The following is a 20140-nucleotide window of genomic DNA, read 5'->3' on the forward strand; positions in this document are numbered from 1 at the left end:
TGCATGGAAATACAATTGACCGGAGAGCAGTCCGCCGCGCTGGATGCCATTAGAACCTTTCTTCTTGATGACACTCGAGATGCTTTTGTCCTGCGTGGCAGTGCAGGCACTGGTAAGACCACACTTGTTGCCCAACTGGTCAAAACTCTAGAGGAGATGAACCTTTCCTGCAGCCTCCTGGCACCGACAGGCCGGGCAGCCCGAATTCTGGGCAACAAGATCAAGCAAATCACTGGAAACTCTGGATACGAAGGGTCGACTATCCATCGGGCGATTTACATGCTTACCAATTTGGAGGTGAATGAAGGGGCCGAGACGGCTAACGACCCGGGGATGCGGATGATCTTCCCGTTGAAGGAGGAAGAACCGGTTGTTTCCTTGTTTGTGATCGACGAATCGTCAATGGTTGGAGATAAGGAGAATCACGGTGATTTCATGCAGTTCGGTTCAGGCCGATTGCTCCTGGATATCGTGACCTTTGCCCGAATGAACAGATCAGGTCGCACAAAGAATCACCTTACCAAGCTGCTTTTCGTCGGCGATCCTGCGCAGCTACCTCCGGTTGGAGAAAATGCGTCACCGGCCTTGTCAGATGCGTATCTGAGTGAGCAATTCAAGTTGAAGGTGGATTCGTTCGATTTGAAAAATGTCATGCGTCAGGCGCAGGGCAGTGCCATTCTCGACCGCGCGACGGAGTTGCGCGACGCGATGCTGGCCGAGCGGTTCAATAAATTTTCACTGCAGCCCAATGGACAGGATATTGAACAGGTAGATGCCCAAAGAGCCGTCGATCTGGTCGTTCAATGGTTGCAGACAAAAACTTCTAACGTCGCAGTCGTGCACTCTAACGCCAATGCGCTGGACTACAACCGTAACATCAGAGATCGTCGTTGGGGCGATGCCAGTCTGCCTATCCAGGTGGGCGAAACGCTGTTAATAAACAAAAACTCAACAACGCACGAACTCAGCAATGGCGATCTGGTCAAGGTCATAGAGGTGGGAGCAGACGCACAACGTGTGCCAGTAAATCTCAAGGGAGGCCACCATGTTGAGTTGTGGTTCCGCAATATCACCGTTGCTTTTCGTGATGCGGATGGCAGCGTCATCCAGACAAACTGCCTGGTACTAGAGAACTTGCTAGATTCGCCTAACCGTGAATTGACCCCGTTGGAGCAGCGGGCGCTTTTGGTAGATTTTCGAAAGCGCCACCCTGACCTGCATCCAAAGTCGGCTGAATTCCGCAAAGTTATCCGTGACGACCCGTACTTCAACGCGCTCCAGGTCAAGTACGGCTATGCCATGACCTGTCACAAGGCGCAGGGCGGGGAATGGAATACTGTCCTTGTTGACTTCGGGTCCGGCAGGGGCTCTCGCAATGCATCGTTCTTTCGTTGGGCTTATACGGCCATCACGCGAGCAGCCAAGAAACTGATCATCGTGAATCCCCCTGACTTCACACCCACCGGTGACATCGCCTGGACTGGCTCATCAGGCGCGTCTGAAAAACCTGAAAAGGCTGGACTTCAGGAGCTCATGACTGATCCAGACTGGCAGAGGCTTTCGTTCACACCCGCTATTGCCCCCTTGATGAAAACCCATCAGCAGTTACGCCTGGTGTGGGGGGCTCAAGGCATCGAAATTGAACAGTTGCAGCACTTGCAGTATTGCGAGCGCTACACCCTTTCGCGCAATGGCAAACGCGCCGTAGTTCAGTATTACTACAATGGCAAATTACAGGTCAGTCGCTCTGGATCTGTTCCTGGCGCCTTATCAGATAGTCAATTGGCGGAGGATGCGCTCACATCGCTTGGTGTGCTGGCTGCCAAATCCAGCACGGAGCAGCCAAGCCAGTTCATACAAGAGTTTCTGGATGGTCTGGATAAAGCTATTGCCGAATCGGGAATTCAACGTATCGGTCAAAAGTCGATGCCGTATCGGCTGCGATTGAGCTTTGCTGATGCTTGTCGCAAAGGTGAGATTGATTTCACTTACGACGGCGCCTTTACTTGGACGGCTGCTCAGGAAGTCGGCGGCCCAGGCAGTAGCCACGGCCTCTATGAGGAAGTACAGCGCTTGATGACGGCGCAAAAAGAGGAAAACCAGTGAGCTCCAGTGAAATCTTTGCACTTCGCAAGCAAAAACGGCATGCAGAAGCCCTGGATTTGGCCAGGTCGGAGTACCCCCAAAACAATGCTGACGTATGGTTTCTTCGAGCCTACGCATGGGCGCTGTATGACCATGTAAAAGAAATCGTCGATCGTTACGAGACAAAGCAGCTATCTCCTGCGGCGTTATCTGGCCAACTGTCACCGGACATGCGCGAGTTCTCGCACATGGCTGACGCACTGCGTGGCGATAGTGCTTTTTCACAATTTCTTCGCCTTGCGGGGAAGGCATCCAAGGATTGGTCTGAATTTCTTCTTTTTGCCCGCTGGGTGGGAAACGAAAGTTTTTCAGAAGAGGACAAGAAGCCTTTCGTCAATGAGGCAGGAAAGACTGTAGATAGTTTGTATAAACGCTTCATACGTGCCGTCTGTCGTGAGACAGTGGCTAAGGCTGTCGATCCTCAGTCGGATCCGACGCTGAATGAGTGGGGTCTTGGCGTTTTGGAACAAGCGCTAAAGAATGAGCCAAACGACCAATGGCTCAACTACTACCAGAGCAAACTGCACCTGGCCAACGGCGAGCCAGACCTTGCGATCAAGCGATTGACGCCAGTGTTACGTCGACAGTCGCGCGCGGCTTGGCCATGGGCGCTACTAGGCGAGATCCTGGAAGTTGAGCACCCACAGGATGCGTTGACTTGTTATGCCCATGCAACCCAGCTGGCTCGGGAGGAGCAGGAAGTCGCAAGGGTTCGAATCCATTTGGCACAGCGCCTCGCGCTTGCGGGCCGTTTCAATGAGGCAGCACTACAGGCGAACCTGGCACTGCAGTACAGGGAAAAGCACGCCTATAAGGTGCCCCAGGAACTGCATCAACTGCTTACCAGTGACTGGTATCAAGACGCACTCGCCAATAACTCTCTACAGCCGCTGCCGAAAGCTGAGTCCAGTGCACGTGCATTGCTTCAACAACTGGACCGACAAAACCTTACCTACACTCGCGGTGTCATTGACCACATCAATGCAGAAAAGGGGCTCAGCTATATAGCGACCGGCGCCGCTACCGGCCTCGGGCTTTTGCATAAAAAGTTTCCCACAGTGGCAAGCTTGTTGCCAGGTACTGTAGTGGAGATTGGGCGTGCAGAGGTTGAAGGCCAAGCTCTGGATTGGCGAATATCAGAGGTTCAAACCATTCCTGGCCTGTTTGAAATTTTTAGCGGCACTTTGAATAGGCAGGAGGGAAAAACATTTGCATTCATCAGCACCAGCCGAGATGACGTCTTCGTCGCCCCAGAGATGGCAGAGACCTTTACTCCTGAGGTGCAATACGACGTCACCTGTCAGGCCATTCGGCGTACCAACAAGCAGGGTAAGACCGGCTGGCGTGCTGTGAAATTCATCGAGAAAAAAGAGCAGCAGCTCTCCGCTGACTTCTAAGAGACAGGCATACATGGCCTTCGACCAAACAACAAGAAACCGCCTCCAGCGCTTCGTCAACGATGCGCGCCGGGTGCTGGAAGAGGAATTCACCCGCCAGCTGCAGAACGACTATGGCATGGACCCGAACGCGGGCACCGTGGCGGAGCTAGCCAGCTTGCGCCATATCAACGACGCCCAGCGCGAATCCGCCCGCATCCTGCGCGACACCCTGGCCCACTACACCGCTAGTGGCGACATGAATGCTACCCAGGGGCTGGACCGCATCGTCCGCGAGCAAGCCTTTACCGTGCTCAACCGCCTGGCGGCGCTGCGCATGGCGGAGGCGCGTGGCCTACTGGTTGAGTCGGTCGGCAACGGCTTCCAGGCCAAGGGCTTTCAGCTCTACGCCCGGCTGGCTGGCACCGGCCTGGGCGAAACCGGCGATGCCTATCGCACCTACCTGTTCAGTGTGTTCGATGAGCTGAGCCAGGACTTGCCTGGATTATTCGACCGCTACTCACCGCAGGGTCGCCTGTTCCCGCGCGAAGCCGCGCTGCTGCAGGTGCTCAACCTGATCAACGATGCCGACATCGCCCCGCTATGGAGCGAGGACGAAACCATCGGCTGGATCTACCAGTACTTCAACTCCAAAGAAGAGCGCAAGGCGATGCGCGATGCGTCGCAGGCGCCGCGTAACAGCCGCGAGCTGGCGGTACGCAACCAGTTCTTCACGCCGCGCTACGTGGTCGAGTTCCTGGTGGACAACACCTTGGGTCGGCTGTGGTTCAACGCCACGGGAGGCGATACCGATCTGCGCGAGCATTGTCAGTACCTGCTGGTCAAGCCCGACGAAATGCGCCAGGCCGCTACCAAGCTGCGCGATCCGCGCACGCTGAAGCTGCTGGACCCGGCCTGCGGCTCCATGCACTTTGGTCTGTATGCATTTGACCTGTTCGCTGAGATCTATCGCGAGGCCTGGGCCTGGGAGCAGCAGCACGGCCCCGGCTCGCTGGATGTTTCGACCCAACCCCAGGCTGCACTCAAGCCAATGAGCCAGACCTACGAAGATGAGGCTGCATTTCTGCGAGATGTGCCGCGCCTGATCATCGAACACAACATCTATGGCGTGGATATCGACCCGCGTGCCGCGCAAATCGCTTCATTGGCGTTATGGCTGCGGGCACAGCGTGCTTGGCACGATGCCGGTGTCAAAGCCAAAGACCGCCCGCTGATCGGGCGGGGGCATGTGGTGGCCGCGATTGCACCGCCGGCAGAGCGTGAGTTGCGCCAGCAGTTCGTGACCAACCTCGATCAGCGCGACGCCGAGCTGTTCGAGAAGACCCTGCGACTGCTCAAGGGCCTGCCGGAGCTCGGAGTGCTGCTCCAGGTCGAGCGCGAGTTGCCGCATTTGATTCGGCAGGTCTATGTGGGCAAAGGCACCGGCCTGTTTGCTGTGCAGGAGCAGGAGAACTGGCAGCAAGCGGAGGAGCGACTACGCGAGGCACTTACTGAGTTTGCCCAGGCGGCAAAGTCGACGTACCAAGGGCGCCTATTTGCGCAGGATGCGCTACAGGGCTTGCGGCTCATCGATCTGTGCCGAGAAGTGTTTGATGTGGTGGTGATGAATCCACCGTTTGGCGCGCTGGCTGCCAAGACCAAGGATCAACTCGCCAAAGCCTATCCGCGCAGCAAGAACGATTTGCTGGCCATTATGGTGGAGCGTGGCCTGGAACTGCTGCGCCCCGGCGGTCGCATCGGCGCCATCACCTCGCGCACTTGTTTCTTCCTCTCCAGTTTCCAGAAGTGGCGTGAGCAGGTGGCCTTGGGTATTGCCAAGCCAGTAGTCATGGCCGACCTGGGGCATGGCGTGATGGACGACGCGATGGTCGAAGCCGCCGCTTACGTATTGGAGAAAGCCGCGTGACGATCTTCTTGAGATTATTGGCAAGCTCTGAAAAGGAGCAAGAGTTGGCCTCAGTAGTCCGGGCAGTGAGAGCTGGCGGCCTAGATGCTAGGGTTTATGTCCGTGACACATCTGTATTCTCGATGGTTCCGAGTTCTCCATTTTCGTATTGGGAGGCTCAGTGTTTCCTAGAGGCATTCGGCCAAACCCCTCCTTTCGAGTCGAATGGTCGGAGAATATTCAAAGGGGCAGCCACTAGCGACAACTTCAGATTTGTCCGTACTTCGTGGGAGTGTAGTGCTGATCAGAGACTCTGGTTTCCCTACGCTAAAGGCGGTGGGTACTCTCCCGTTTACTCGGACGTCCCGCTTCTCGTGAATTGGGCCAATAACGCCGCTGAAATGGAAGCGGAAGTCCTCAAGAAATACCCATATTTGAACGGTGATGCGGACTGGGTTCTTCACCGAGAATCCTATTACTTACAGCCAGGCATTACTTGGCCGGCTCGAACAACAAGTCAACTCGGTATGCGGGCTATGCCTGCCGGTGCTGTTTTCGGTCATAAGGGACCGGCTGCATTCTTGGAAGAGCATAATGACGATGATCTGTTGAGTTTGCTTTCTGTCTGTATATCAGCCCCTTTCTTGCGATTGATAGGTTTGCAGCTTGCAGCGGGGGATGCGGCTGCACGTTCGTACGAAATCGGGACAGTCCAGCGGACGCCGATACCCGATATCTCAACGGATTCGAAGCACTTATTGGCTGTATTGGGGAGGGAGTATTGGCGCTTAAAGCGCACCCTGGACACCATCGAAGAGACGTCTCACGCGTTTGCGCTGCCCGGTGCACTGCGCGCTCGCCTGGGCGATTACGACCCACCAGCCATTGAAGCTGAGCTGGCTCGCATTCAGTCAGAGATCGACGCCATTGCCTTTGATCTCTATGGCTTTAGCGAAGCCGACCGCACTACCGTGCAGGGAAGCCACGTCGAAGCCAACCAGGGCGATGTAGAAGCCAGCAGAGACGAGGAGAGCGAGGACGATGACAGCGCTACGCCAATCGACCAAACGGCTGGCTTACTGAGCTGGGCCGTCGGCGTGGCCTTTGGCCGCTTCGACTGGCGCCTGGCTACGGGTGAGCGCGCTACGCCTGCTGAGCCAGAACCATTCGAACCACTACCGGCGAAAAGCCCCGGCATGCTCCCCGACGGTACCGCACCTTTTCATGCGTATGCGGGCATCCTGGTTGACGACCGAGGGCACCCGCATGACCTCGCGCGCTTGATTGAGGAAATTCTTGTTCGCGTCGAGGTGCCCGTACCGGAAGACGTGCGCCGTTGGCTGCAACGGGATTTTTTCGCCTTTCATCTACAGCGCTACTCCAAGAGTCGCCGCAAAGCGCCCATCTATTGGCCGCTGTCCACGACGTCCGGCAGTTACACCCTGTGGGTCTATTACCCCAGCCTTACCAGCCAGACGCTGTACACCGCCATCAATGACTTCGTTGAGCCCAAGCTCAAACAAGTCGGTGGCGACGTGACGGTGCTGCGCAATATGGGTTCTGCCCGCACTCGTGACGACGAGAAGCAGTTCGAGGCGCTGCAAGCCTTCGAGTTGGAACTGATCGAGCTGCGCGACACCCTGCTCAAGCTGGCGCCCACCTACAACCCCAACCACGACGACGGCGTGCAGATCAGCGCCGCACCGCTGTGGCCGCTGTTCCGGCACAAGCCATGGCAGAAGGTGCTCAAGGACACCTGGGCCAAGCTAGAGAAAGGCGACTACGACTGGGCGCACCTCGCCATGAACTACTGGCCCGATCGTGTTCGAGAGAAGTGCAAGACTGACAAGTCTCTGGCTATCGCGCATGGGCTGGAGGATCTCTACATCGAGCCCGAGGCCAAACCCAAGAAGGCGCGCGGCAAGAAGAAGGCCGGGGGTGATGAATGATTCAGGATGTCAAAGCGCTGCCGGTCAGCTTCTACTTCAGCCCCGATGGGACCACGTCGTTCTTCATTCCCAAGTACCAACGCGAGTATGTATGGGGCGGCAAGAACTGGGACGCGCTGTTCAACGACCTGGAGGAGTCGCCCAGTGGGCACTTTCTGGGCTCCATCATCTGCGTGAACACCCAGCAAGATGGCATGGCCGGCGGCCGACTTGAGCTGATCGACGGCCAGCAGCGGTTTACCACCATCAGCCTGTTGTTCTGTGCGTTCTACGACAAGCTGAATGCCATTCCGAATCCGGATCGCCGTCTGCTGGTGGAGCTGGACAACCTGGAAAGCCGCATCTTCGTCCGCACTTCTGGCCAGTGGCGTCTGGAGCCCAGCGAGCAAGCGCAGAACAAGACAGATTTCCAGAAGGTGCTGAGCGATCTGTTTCCCAAGCAGGTGAAAGCGCCGAAGGGCTTGAGCAATTTCGGAAACCGCCGCATTGCGCGCGCCTACCGCTACTTCTGTGAGCGACTGGAATGGCTCAGCCAGGACAGCGCACTGGCCCTGCTGGAAAAGCTCAAAGCGGCCATGCTGGTCAAGATCGAGGTGCGTAGCCATTCCGACGCATTCATGTTGTTCGAGTCGATCAACAACCGGGGCAGCCCGCTCTCGGCCATCGACATCATCAAGAACAACCTGCTGGCCGAGTTGGACAAGCGCCCGGACTACGGCATTGACCGAGCGTTTGACGAGTGGAAAGACCTGATCGACCAGTTGCCCGACCCGGCGGTGCAGGAGCGCTTTTTGCGTCAGCTGTACAACATGTTCAAGTACCTCAAGCGGGTCGAGGTCAAAGGCTGCACCCGCGCCACGCGCTCGAACCTGATCACGATCTACGACACCCTGCTGCGCAAGCGCCCGGTCTGGCTGTTCGGCGCGCTGCAAGCCAAGGGCAAAACCTACTCGGCACTGCTCAACCCCGCCGTGGCGCGTGCGGAATGGGGCGACGCTGCCGCAGCGGCCTTGCAAGACTTGCAGCGCCTGGGAGCCGCGCCGGCTTACGCATTTTTGCTGTGGGCCAGCCAGGTGGCGCAGAGCCAGAAATGGACTGAGGGTGATGCGGTGAGCCGTCTGGCCGCTTTGCTCACCAAGTGGTTCTTTTGGCGCAACCTCACCGATATGCCGCCCACTCGCGAACTCGACCCGATGTTCATGGAACTGGTCAGCCACTTGCTGACGCAGATTCGCGGTGGCGAGATCACGGCGCTGGACGGCTTCATCCAGCAGAGCAGTAATTGGTTGCTGGGACGGGCAGCCCCACAAGATGTTTGCGAGTCGCGCCTCAAGGGCGATGTGTACCTGGAGAATTACGACGCCACGCGGTTCATGCTCTGCAAGCTGGAAGAGACACACCAAACCCGTGAAAACAAACGCGACCTGTGGGTGCATGACGCCAATGATCGCCCCGTTTTTACCGTCGAACACATCCTGCCGAAGACCGAAAACTTGGGGCCGGGCTGGGTGACGATGCTCGAAGGGAACCAGAAAGGCACTGCGGCTGCCATTCGCGAGCGCTGTGCGCACCAGCTCGGCAACCTGACCCTGAGTGGCTACAACTCCAAGCTCGGCACGATGGAATTCTTGAAGAAGCGCGATCGCAAGAACGATCAGGGTGATTTCATTGGCTACCGCAACGGCTTGTACCTGAATGCCGACTTGGCCAGCCGAGATGATTGGAACGAGGCCGCCATTACGGCGCGAACAGACAAGATGCTCAAGGAGGTGATGTCCATCCTGAGCCTGCGGGAGAACAAATGACGATTGCAGAATTCATTCGAGAAAGCGTGCTGCGGCCGCGCCTTAAGCAAGCGGGTGCCTTGGTGGTGTATGACGCCGACAAGCGCTACCGCGAGCAGTGCTTCGACCTAGCAGCCGAGAAGGTTCGGGTCATCGATGCATCTGAAAGCAGCATCGAAAGTCGCGAGGCTGCGCTGCTGGCACTGCGCGAGGTGGGGCAACCCAAGGCGCCACTGGAAGGTGTGTTGATCTATGTGCCCACCAAGCGCCCAGAAACCGACGAGCAGAAGCAAGCTGATCCATTCGCCGTATACGCAGAATGCGGCGCGGTGTTCCCGCAAGATGATGGGGACGAGTATCTGAGCCTGTGCCTGCGTGCTAAGCCAGATTACGCGACAGAAATTCGAAGCCTATTTGTGCGCGAACCACGACCGCAGTATGCGGTGATTGACGCCATTGGCGGCGGTGTGAGTTGGCCCCAGTTGCGAGCCACATTGCGGGTGGAGTCGGGCCGCGAGATTCTGGCCGCACTGCTGGCCCCGAGTGCCAGTCAATCCGAGGCACTCAAGGGGCAGGAGGGCTGGGTGCAAGAGGCGCTTGATTTCCTCCGAGCCACTCTGGGCCTGAGCGTGAAAACGCGCGGCAAGACCTGGTCCGCCCTGGCGGATGAGCTGTGGCGCTACGTACTGTTCAGCGAGTTCGTGTTTGATTTGCCGGTGGCGTTGCCGGACACCTTGAAGGGGGTGCCGCACGCACCGATGGAAGCCAAACCCATCGTCGAGGATGTGTGCGACCGTCTGCGCAGCGACCCGAAGTCACGCGCGATATACATCGAGCGCGCCGAGACCACCGAGGCGGAGCTCAACCTGACCGATCTGTGCGGTGCGATTGAAGACCTGGGCGAACGCGACACCTTCCCCTTCGAAGAGCGGACCTTCCTGCGCACTGCGATCAAGGGCATTGTCAGCGGTGACACCGATGCCACGCGCCGTGTGCTGACCCGCCACAAGAGTTCGGTATGGCTCGGCAAGGGCGAAAGCCAGGCCCAGTGGGAGCTGGTGCGGTCTGGCTTGAGCCTGGTTGAGGCCTGCGACGATTTTGAGCGCCAGCTACCGGATCACGCCCGCTCGCAAGCGGAGCTGATTGACTTCTACCTGGGCAGTCTGCGTGAAGCAGATCGCTTGCAGCGCGAGTTTGAGCAAGCCGCAGGCGACTTCCTCGACCAGCACGGCTTGATGCATGAAGTGATCAGCCAGGCTCGAGCGCGCTATCGGCGCCTGGCCGAAAAGGTCCAGGGCGTGTTCGTGAAGCACGTCGAGACTACGGGATGGCCGCCGACTGGGCGCCTGGCCAATGCCGATGCCTTTGATCGGCTGGTAGCTGATCGACTCAAGGAAAGCGGACGCAAAGTGGCCTACCTGATGGTGGACGCCCTGCGTTACGAGTTGGGCGTGGCCCTCGAAAAGCTGCTGGCGGAAGACGGTCCCGTCGAGTTGCAAGCGGCCTACGCACAGCTGCCGACCATCACCCTAGTGGGCATGGCGAGCTTGCTGCCGGGCGCTCGCACGGGTTTGACCCTGGCGCTGGAGAGCGACTCACTCCTGCCCAAGCTGGCGGGGGCGCCGGTGGGCAACGTCCCGCAGCGCATGAATGTGCTGGCCAAGCGGTATGGAGATCGCTTCGCGGAAATGCCGCTTAATGATTTTGTCCGTGGTAAGCCGAAGATCGCGGAGACCGTCGATCTGCTGGTGCTTCGCTCCACGGAAATCGACAGCCAACTGGAAAGCAACCCAGAGACAACGCTCGGGCTGATCCCTGGCACGCTGAAGCTGATCCGCGTGGCACTGCATAAGCTGCGTGGCATGGGCTTCAAAGAGGCGGTCATCGTCACCGACCACGGCTTCTTCCTGAACGCGCAAGCAGAAGCTGGCGATGTGTGCGTGAAACCGCAAGGCAAGTGGCCGGTGAATGCCCATGACCGCATGATGCTGGGCGACGGCACAGCGGATGGTCACAGTTTGGTTGTCAGTGCAGAGAAGGTCGGCATTCGCGGTGATTTCACCCAAGTGGCACTACCGCGCAGCATGGCGCCTTATCGCTCAGGGCACCTGTATTTCCACGGCGGAGCATCCCTGGCCGAGGCCGTTGTGCCGGTGTTGGTGGCCAGGTTGGATACCGCTGCTCATGCGGAACTGCGCAAGGTGGTGGTGGAGTTGAGCTACAAGAACGGCGCCAAACGAATAACTACGCGATTGCCGGTCATCGAAGTGATACTGGTGGCCGACGACATGTTCTCGCAAGACATGAGCGTGGAGATCTTGCTGGAAGCGCAAGACAGCAAGGGCAATGTGGTGGGAGAGCCGCGCCCAGGTGGCGATGTGAACCCCGCGACCAGAACTTTGACCCTGATGCCAGGCCAGCGCAAGCAGATTGCGCTGCGAATGGATGATGAGTTCAGAGGCAAGTTCTCGGTCAAAGCGCTGAACCCAACGACTCTGGCTGCCTACAGCAATCTGGCGCTTGAAACCGACTATACGGAATGAGCCCTATGGACGAACTCGACCAAAAACTAAACGCCACATTCGACGGCAAGGTGCTTCGCAAAGACCTGCTGCATCGAATCAAAAAAGGCACCAACGTCCCGACGTTCGTCCTGGAGTTCCTCCTTGCCAAGTATTGCGCCAGCAATGACCAGGCAGAGATGGATGCTGGCATGGAGGCCGTGCTGTCGTCACTGCAGGAGAACTACGTTAGGCCGGACGAGGCCAACGCCGCGCAGTCCAAGGTCGCCACCAAGGGCAAGCATCGCTTCATCGACAAGGTCCATGTCCGTTACGTCGAAAAAGAAAAGCGCCACTGGGCATCGCTGGAGAACTTCAACTCGCAACGCATCGCGATTGGTGAAAAATTCTACCGCGACAACGACAGGTTGCTGGAAGGTGGCATTTGGGCGGAGGTGACCCTGGCGCACAACGACATAGATGAAGACGACTATGCGTTTTCCATTGAGGATCTGCGGCCGATCCAGCTGACTCGTTTTGACTTCGACCGTTATGCAGAGGGGCGCGGGGCATTCACGCGTGATGAGTGGCTCGCGGCGGTGTTACGCTCTGTGGGACTGGAACCCAGCAAGCTCTCGAAGCGCGTGCAGATGCACTTCATCGCCAGGTTGGCTGCGCTGGTTGAGCCCAACTACAACTACATCGAGCTGGGACCACGCGGCACCGGCAAGTCCTATTTCTTCAGTGAATTCTCGCCCTACGCCACCTTGATCTCGGGCGGCCAAGCGACCAAGGCAACGCTGTTCTACAACAACGCGCGCCGCAAGGTGGGCTTGGTTGGCTTCTGGGACACGGTTGCCTTTGACGAGGTTGGCGGGATCAAAGTGCGCGATCCGGACACCATCCAGATCATGAAGGACTTCATGGCCAACGGGCGCTTTTCGCGCGGGGCTGAGGTTATTGCTGATGCCAGTTTGAGCTTCGTTGGCAACATCGACGTGTCCGTGCAGCAGGTGGTCAACTCTAACGAGCACGATCTTTTCCAGCCGTTGCCGCCAGAGCTCGACTTGGCCGTGATGGACCGTTTCGCCGCGTACATTCCAGGCTGGGAGATGCCGAAGAACAGCAGCGAGTTCCTGACCAGCAACTACGGCTTCATCACTGATTATTTGGCCGAGGCCTTCCACTACCAGTTCAAGCACACGAATCGGTATGAGGAAGTGAGCAAGCGCATTCGGCTCGGTAAATCAATCGAGGGGCGCGACGAGAAAGGTATCAAGAAGACCGTCTGTGCATTCTTGAAGGTGCTGCACCCCAACGGGCCGCCGACGGATGAGGAGTTCGAGGAATACGTGGCCTATGCCACGGAGTGCCGCCGCCGCGTCAAGGAGCAGATGAACAAGCGCAAACCGGATGACGAGTTTGCCCGGATCAATCTGTCTTACTTCAAGGCCAGCGGTGAGGAGGTGGTGGTCTTCTGCCCTGAGTCCAAAGATGCATCGGCAACACAGGAGCCAGCTCGCCGTCGCTTGAATCAGGCGGATGGGCAGCCGACTGAGGCAGTCGAAGTGCAACCCACTGCACAAGCGGCACCTGCTGCACTGGAGACTCCAGCGGGCCCGACCCCGGTATCACCGGCCCCGGCTTCGATTGCGGTTGGGCCGTCACCGATCGAGCTCAAGGAACAGCACTTCACCATCCTCTATGGCGACACCGGGTACAGCTATGAGTCGATCCTCGGCCCCTACCTCCAAGGCGCGAAGTCTGTCGTGATCGAAGATCCGTACATTCGTCTGCAACACCAGATTCAGAATTTCGTGCGCTTCTGCGAAACGGTGCTGAAGGCTGGAACCGTGAAGAAGATCAGCCTGATCACCGGCTACGACGATAAGACCCAGTTGGCCGACATCGCTGAGAAGCTCGATGAGTTGAAGCAGAGCCTGCTGGAATTGGATGTCGAGCTGGAAGTGAAGTTGAACCCGAACATGCACGACCGAGAGATTCGTATCGACAACGGCTGGGTGATCAAGATTGGCCGGGGGTTGGACTTCTTCCAAAAGCCCGGAGGGTGGTTCGAGGTAGGCGTAAATGATCTCAGTTTGCGTAAATGTCTTGAGACCAAGGTTGATATATTCAGGGTTGGAATAAATATTTGACCTGATTTTCCATAAAAGAAATTCAGTTTAATTTTATTAATATGATTGTAAAAAATCTCAAGCACATATCATTTTGATGAGGCTGGCGGCTGCTGGCTTCGCGTGTAGATGCTCCGCGATGATGCATCTGCTTTGGATATGGCTGTATGAAAGAAAGATCCGATTGTCTGTACTGTGTTTTGGTCGTCGCAGCATCCATCATCGCTGCGGTTGCTCGATGTGCTCTGTCTTCGGGCAGTGAAGACATCGACCCTTTTAATTGATACTGCATTGGCATACGCACAAGGCCCGGCATCGTCCGGGCCTTGTGCGTTTGTGCCGTAAGAAGCGAGGAAAATACGATGCATCTGGTTGAAACAATGGCCTATGCCGGTGCTAAGCCGTGGCACGGTCTGGGCAATAGGCTTGAACAGCAACAGCCCATTGAGGTCTGGAAGCGTCAGGCAGGCATGGATTGGCAGATCGAGGACTCCGAGGTCCGCTTCATCACGGGTAGCAATGCCATCGGTGCCATCCACTCCTTCCCGGAGCAGAAAGTGCTCTATCGCTCCGATACCAGGGAGCCGTTGGCAGTCGTCTCCAAGCGGTTCAAGGTGGTCCAGCCGGGAGAGATCCTGGAGTTCTACCGTAATCTGACGCAGCACAGTGGCTTTGAACTGGAGACGGCGGGTGTGCTCAAGGGTGGCAAGAAGTTCTGGGCCATGGCTCGTACGGGCCAGAGCACGTCGCTGAAGGGGCGTGACCGGGTGGATGGCTATCTTTTGCTTGCTACTGCCTGTGACGGCACGTTGGCCACCACGGCGCAGTTCACCTCGGTGCGGGTGGTGTGCAACAACACCTTACAGATCGCTCTGGGAGACAGCAGCGGAGCCATCAAGGTCCCGCACCGCAGTCAGTTCGACCCGGATGCTGTGAAGCGCCAGTTGGGGATCACCGTCTCGACCTGGGACAACTTCGTGTCTCGCATGAAAGCCATCTGTGACCGTCCAGTTGACCCCGATACGGTCGATGGTCTGTTGCGACGGGTGCTTACCTACCAAGGCCAGGGCACCACCGCTGAGGTCGTCAACGAGCAGGCGCTGGCCAGTGTCCGTGCCCTGTATGAGGGCGGCGGTCGAGGCGCGTTGTTGCCTTCCAGCCGTGCAACGGCCTGGGGCGTACTCAACAGCGTCACGGAGTACGTTGACCACCACCGACGAGCTCGTAGCGATGATCACCGCCGTGATGCGGCATGGTTCGGTGCTGGAGCTCAGCTCAAGCAGCGCGCGTGGGATGAAGTGATGAAGTTGGTGGCCTGATGGAAGCGCAGGCCTATCACATGACCACATTAGGGGCCGGATCCAATGAGGAGGAGAGCAGGATCCGGGTACGTGAGGACAGGACGATTGCGAGGGCGCTGCAGATCCTGCAGAAACGGGCATCGTTGCCAGGGGAGGTGCTGGGAGGAGCAACCCAGGGTGCATTGTTCTTCCGGCTACGTCTGGGAGGCGAAAACCGCGAGCATTTCGAGGTTGCCTTTCTCAACACGCAGTTCCAGCTCATCGCAGTTGAGCGGCTTTTCTCAGGGACGATTGATGCAGCCGAGGTCCATCCTCGGATCGTGGTTCAGAGGGCACTTGCCCACAATGCATCGGCGGTACTCATGGCTCACAACCATCCAAGCGGTAGCTTGCAGCCCTCTGCGTCAGATCGGGCAGTCACGGCGCGGCTGAAGGCTGCCTTGGACACCGTGGACGTGAGGCTGTTGGACCATTTCGTTGTCACCAGCCATGAGGTGGTCTCGATGGCCTCTCAAGGCATGGTCTGACAGAGCTGCAGCGATCAGTGCTGTCGCTTCGCCCATTCATCTTGCCCACATCGATAGCTTGAAATGAAAGACCTGACCAAGGCCGCCCATCAAGGCGGCCTTTTCTATTCCGGAGATTGCCAATGAGCAAGCACACCGCGTTGCGTTTGGTTGATACGCGTTCACTGGATCGCCAGCAGTGGCTGGAGGTCCGCAATGGCGGCATCGGTAGTTCGGATGCTGCCACCGCCGTCGGGTTGAACCCTTACAAGAGCCAGCTGGAGCTGTGGCAGGAGAAGACGGGCCGCAAGCCAATCGAAGAGATCCCCCCTGGACAAGAGGATCCCCGGTACTGGGGAACCCTGCTCGAACCCATGGTGGCCACGGCCTACCAGGAGCGCACGGGGAACCGGGTACGTCGGGTCAACGCCGTTCTGCAGCACCCGACCTTTCCGCACATGCTGGCCAACCTCGATCGAGAGGTAATTGGTTCCCCGGGGGTCCAAATCCTTGAGTGCAAGACAGCAGGGGAGTTCGGCTCTCGGTTGTGGAAAGACGGGGTTCCCGAGTACGTGCAGCTGCAGGTACAGCATCAGTTGGCAGTGACGGGGAAGCAGGCAGCAGATGTGGCAGTGCTGCTGTGTGGCCAGGCGCTGAGGATCCACCGTATTGAGCGAGACGAAGAGATCATCAGCCGCTTGGTGGTATTGGAGGTCCGGTTCTGGGAGCACGTCATCAATGACATCGAGCCACCAGCCGATGGCTCGGAGTCAGCGGCCAGGGCGTTGCGGAGCTTGTACCCAGGCAAGGACACCGTTGTCGATTTCAGTCAGGACCCGGAATTGGTCGAGACCTTCACCAACCTTGTCTCGTTCACTGAGGCAGTTGCAGAGCAGGAACAGCAGGTAGAACTGCTCAAGCAGACACTGCAGCAAGCCATGGGGGACGCTTCCATTGCCCGGTTCGGCTCACTGGGAGAAGTCATCTACCGCCGTAGTAAGGATGGCACGTCACTGGATACCAAGCGGCTCGCAGCCGAGCACCCGGAGATCGCTGCGGCCTACACGGCAGTCCGTCCGGGGTCGCGCCGATTCCGGATCAACACCACGATCAAAGAGGTCACATCATGCTGAAGGGACTGGCCATAACGCCGCCCGTGATTGGGCGTATTTCCATCGGCCGGGTAGTAGAGCGCAATGGCAAGCGGCTGCCCGAAAAGGACGACCAGTTCACCCTCACCAGCCAGGTACAGAACCGTGATGGCTGGGTGCTGCACCCGCTGGATGAAGAGCTGCGGAAGGCATCGGAGGGTAACAAGCTGCGATCCATCCCGGTGCGCCTGCTCTTCGACGATCCAACCCTGAACCTCCGGGCTGACTATTCGCTGTTCAATCGCGAGAACGGAAGACCGCTGTGTGTAGGCAATGGAGACACCTGCCGGCGTGCTGGGCCTGAAGGCATGGAGACGTTGCCTTGTCCTGGTCCGGATGGGTGTCAGTTTGCCAGTGGGGGCTGCAAAGCCTATGCCCGCTTGAATGTGGTCATTGGGGACGGGGCGGGGGATGTGATGGGTAGCTTTGTTCTGCGCACCACCTCCTACAACACCATCCGCACACTGGCAGCACGGCTGCACTACCTCAGTGCAGTGTCGGGCGGAAGGCTGTCTTGTCTGCCGCTCGAGCTGAAGCTGCGGGGCAAGTCCACGACGATGAGCTACCGATCAGCGATCTACTACGTCGATCTGGTGGTTCGGAGCGGGCTGACGCTCGAACAGGCTGTCGCAGAGGCGATTGAGCGACACGCAACAAGAGCTGCAGCGGGGATCGACCAAGCTGCACTGGATGAGGCGGCGAGACAGGGCTTCGCTAACGGGGCCTTCGAGGACCTGGACGAAGACGTGCCGGCCGTGGTCGAGGAGTTCTATCCATCAGGCCAGGGTGAAGTTGTGCAGGTATCAGCGAACGGAAGTCTCAAGGACAGACTGAAAGCGCAAGCGTCTCGGTTGGTGTCGTAGGAGAGCCGTACCGGTACGGATCTGTATCAGGTACGGACAAGAGGCAGTTCAGGTCCTGAGCGGACATCGGATGGAACGGACCGGTTTGTGGGCGCAAAGGACGAGACATGCCAGGGAGCGAAAGCTCCCTGGTATGTAAGTGTTTGATTTTTCTTTGATCTGGTCGGTTGTGCGCGTCCCTGGAAAAAACCTGGATTTTTTTTCCCTGTACCCCCAACAGCAGCATATCGACACTGATCACGTCGGAGGCCAATCACCTTCGATAGGAAACCGGCCGGATTCCTTCCTGAAACGTTCAACACAACGAAGGAATCAACAAATGAAGCACATGACGTCCAGTCTGCGCCAGGGCGTAGACAAAAGCATGACTTTGGCCGAAGAGAACAACAGTGCTGGGAAAGCAGGTTGGCCGGATAGTCCGACGCTGCGTCTGAAGGAGCTGATCAAGCTGCTCCGCGTCAGCAGGAGCAAGGCATACGAGCTGATGAAGACCGATCCGGACTTCCCGAAGGGCATTCCGCTCTATGACAGCGAACTGTCCCCGAAGTTCTACTGGACGCATGAGGCAATGGCATGGGTAGAAGGCCGTGCAGTGAAGTTCCGTCGTGCGAAGGAGGAGAAGTGATGATGGCTAATTTTGCAGTCCACTCTTCGCCGCTTGACGCGCTCACGCACGCTTTGAGTGAACAGTCGACCAAGGGGAAGGGCAAGCTGGAGCAGGACTTCAGGCAGGCCTATCCGATCCTGGAACAGCACATCGCAAAGAAGATGAGCAAGAAGATCTTGGTAGAGCAGTTCAATGCTGCGTACAAGCATGATCTGAACCTGATTCAGTTCCGCAAGCTGCTCAAGGAGGAGCGTTTTCGTCGCCATGCGGAGGGCGATGCTGCTCGGTGCCAGAGCTGTGGCCATCTGTTGGTTGAGGTTGAAGAACAGACCGCGGTTGGCTCGACAGAGGAGGATGCATGATGACAACCAATTGGCAGCGTTATGCCCCCAAATATCCCCTGGAAACCTTTCACCATGTTGCTCGTGAGGCAGGCCTTGAGCTCCTTCGCAACGTTCAAGTTCCCGACGCCATGGTTGGCATGGGTCTTATCAATGCCATTTCGATGGCGTGCCAAGGTCTGATTGATGTCAAGTTGCCGACCGGACAGATCAAGCCTGTAACCCAGAACTTGATGCTTGTGGCTGAGTCTGGTGAGCGCAAGTCCACGGTGTTCGAGCTACTGCAGGCGCCTTTCCGCGATGCAGACACGAAGGAGATGGCTGCGTTCAAGCAGCAGACTGAGGCTTATGAGATCGACTATGGACTCTGGACGGCCAAGATGAAGGGGCTGAGGAGCGCGATCAGTAAAGCAGTTGCTGCTGGCAAGTCTGTCGAAGCACTCGAGGCACAGCTGAAGGAGTTTTCAGAAAAGAAACCTCTGCAGCCCCGCCTGCGTTGCTTCCTGAGGCAGGACATCACGGCCAAGGCCATCATGGAGGCCGTTCAGGGTGATGGTGAGTCCATCGCCATCACGACTGACGAAGGTCATATGCTGTTCAAGAGCGAGGCAATGGCGAATGTGGGCCTGCTCAATCGTCTCTGGGATTCGCCAGGAATGATGCCGTTGGATCGTGCGGAGAACGAGCATCTGATTGCGATGAATCCGCGCGTTTCTGTGAGCATCATGACCCAGTACGAACCGTTCAAGCAGTTCCTCAATAGGCGAGGCTCTGTTGCAAAGGGGAGTGGACACTGGGCACGCTATTTGGTTGCGTGGCCTCGCTCCATGATGGGCTACCGGCGAATCGAGGACGTAGAACCGGTGTGGGAGCATTTGCCGGCATTCCATGAGCGAATCGCGGAGCTGTTGTTCAAGTACAAGGAGCGGTCAGCCTCGGGCGCCATTGCTCGTGAAGTGGTGTCCTTCTCCATCGATGCCAGGGCACGCTGGGTAGAGTTGGCATCAGAAACTGAGTCTTTGCTGCGCGACGGGGAGTACTTGAGTGATATCAATGACTTCGCGGCAAAGATCATGGAGATCGTGGCACGACTCGCTGCATCGATGCAGTACTTCAGTGGAGAGGGAGGTGACATCACCCTCGATACGATCAATCGTGCCTTCGACATCGTTCGGTGGCATGTTGATGAGTACAAGCATCTGTTCTCACCAGCGTTCGTGGTATCGCAGGATCAGGTCGATGCTCAAGCTTTGGATCGGTATCTGTATGCCAAGTGGTGGAAAGGGATTTATTCGGATACGTACGTTCCCAAGAACCAGGTTTTGCGCTATGGACCTGTACGTGACCGAGCAAGGCTGAATGCAGCTATCTCGATTCTTGAAGGTCAGGGAGCAATTCAGGTCTGCAGTGGGTACCGGGACAAGAGGATGTATCTGCGCTTGATGAATCACTACTTTGACCGGAGGGCACTGTAAGCGGTCTTGATGCCAAGGGGGCCCCGGCGATATGCCGGGGCTTTTCTGCTGTGGTCAGTAGGTGCCATTGCGATTCTGCGACTTTGTCGCAGAATCGCTG

General features: G+C 57.6%; 14 protein-coding genes. All 14 read left to right on the top strand.

The annotated features are described in order from the left end of the window. Window positions 1-15: 15 nt before the first annotated feature. The 14 genes from VG556_RS20105 to VG556_RS20170 all read left to right on the top strand — a co-directional run bounded on the left by VG556_RS20105 (window position 16) and on the right by VG556_RS20170 (window position 20040). Window positions 16-2106 (top strand): ATP-dependent DNA helicase, encoded by a 2091-nt coding sequence (locus tag VG556_RS20105; protein ID WP_070426723.1) that lies wholly within the window; start codon window positions 16-18, stop codon window positions 2104-2106. Next, entirely contained in the window at window positions 2103-3542 is a 1440-nt protein-coding gene (locus VG556_RS20110) for a DUF7017 domain-containing protein (protein WP_070426724.1), read from the top strand. The genes VG556_RS20105 and VG556_RS20110 overlap by 4 nt, the downstream gene beginning before the upstream one ends. 13 nt (window positions 3543-3555) lie before the next feature. After that, on the top strand, window positions 3556-5448 hold the full coding sequence (locus tag VG556_RS20115) for an Eco57I restriction-modification methylase domain-containing protein (RefSeq protein ID WP_049450105.1): 1893 nt from the start codon (window positions 3556-3558) through the stop codon (window positions 5446-5448). A gap of 380 nt (window positions 5449-5828) precedes the next feature. Continuing rightward, the gene (locus tag VG556_RS20120) at window positions 5829-7376 is read left to right on the top strand and encodes a type II restriction endonuclease subunit M (protein WP_197584098.1); all 1548 of its coding nucleotides are present in this window, start codon (window positions 5829-5831) and stop codon (window positions 7374-7376) included. Continuing rightward, a complete protein-coding gene (locus tag VG556_RS20125) occupies window positions 7373-9181 on the top strand; it encodes a DUF262 domain-containing protein (protein WP_111144184.1) in 1809 nt (602 codons plus the stop codon). The genes VG556_RS20120 and VG556_RS20125 overlap by 4 nt, the downstream gene beginning before the upstream one ends. After that, window positions 9178-11703 carry a PglZ domain-containing protein gene (locus tag VG556_RS20130; RefSeq protein WP_070426727.1) on the top strand — a complete coding sequence of 842 codons (2526 nt, stop codon included), beginning with the start codon at window positions 9178-9180 and terminating at the stop codon, window positions 11701-11703. The genes VG556_RS20125 and VG556_RS20130 overlap by 4 nt, the downstream gene beginning before the upstream one ends. A gap of 5 nt (window positions 11704-11708) precedes the next feature. Continuing rightward, complete coding sequence (gene brxL, locus VG556_RS20135) at window positions 11709-13817, top strand: BREX system Lon protease-like protein BrxL (RefSeq protein WP_032968948.1); 2109 nt, start codon at window positions 11709-11711, stop codon at window positions 13815-13817. 341 nt (window positions 13818-14158) lie between these two features. Beyond that, window positions 14159-15115: a DUF932 domain-containing protein gene (locus VG556_RS20140; RefSeq protein WP_111144183.1), complete on the top strand. Its 957-nt coding sequence runs from the start codon at window positions 14159-14161 to the stop codon at window positions 15113-15115. Beyond that, window positions 15115-15624, top strand: a complete 510-nt coding sequence (locus VG556_RS20145) for a JAB domain-containing protein (RefSeq protein WP_004146430.1) — start codon at window positions 15115-15117, stop codon at window positions 15622-15624. The genes VG556_RS20140 and VG556_RS20145 overlap by 1 nt, the downstream gene beginning before the upstream one ends. A gap of 122 nt (window positions 15625-15746) precedes the next feature. Beyond that, the gene (locus VG556_RS20150; RefSeq protein ID WP_004146432.1) at window positions 15747-16736 is read left to right on the top strand and encodes a YqaJ viral recombinase family protein; all 990 of its coding nucleotides are present in this window, start codon (window positions 15747-15749) and stop codon (window positions 16734-16736) included. After that, the gene (locus VG556_RS20155) at window positions 16730-17617 is read left to right on the top strand and encodes a hypothetical protein (protein WP_004146434.1); all 888 of its coding nucleotides are present in this window, start codon (window positions 16730-16732) and stop codon (window positions 17615-17617) included. Before VG556_RS20150 ends, VG556_RS20155 begins: the two co-directional genes overlap by 7 nt. A gap of 319 nt (window positions 17618-17936) precedes the next feature. After that, window positions 17937-18242 (top strand): helix-turn-helix transcriptional regulator, encoded by a 306-nt coding sequence (locus tag VG556_RS20160; RefSeq protein WP_004146436.1) that lies wholly within the window; start codon window positions 17937-17939, stop codon window positions 18240-18242. After that, window positions 18242-18586: a hypothetical protein gene (locus VG556_RS20165; RefSeq protein WP_070426734.1), complete on the top strand. Its 345-nt coding sequence runs from the start codon at window positions 18242-18244 to the stop codon at window positions 18584-18586. Before VG556_RS20160 ends, VG556_RS20165 begins: the two co-directional genes overlap by 1 nt. Beyond that, window positions 18583-20040: a YfjI family protein gene (locus VG556_RS20170; RefSeq protein ID WP_004146440.1), complete on the top strand. Its 1458-nt coding sequence runs from the start codon at window positions 18583-18585 to the stop codon at window positions 20038-20040. The genes VG556_RS20165 and VG556_RS20170 overlap by 4 nt, the downstream gene beginning before the upstream one ends. Window positions 20041-20140: the final 100 nt, after the last annotated feature.

It is taken from the genome of Stenotrophomonas sp. CASM106 (genome assembly GCF_049384825.1).
GTDB classification, from domain to species: Bacteria; Pseudomonadota; Gammaproteobacteria; order Xanthomonadales; family Xanthomonadaceae; genus Stenotrophomonas; species Stenotrophomonas muris.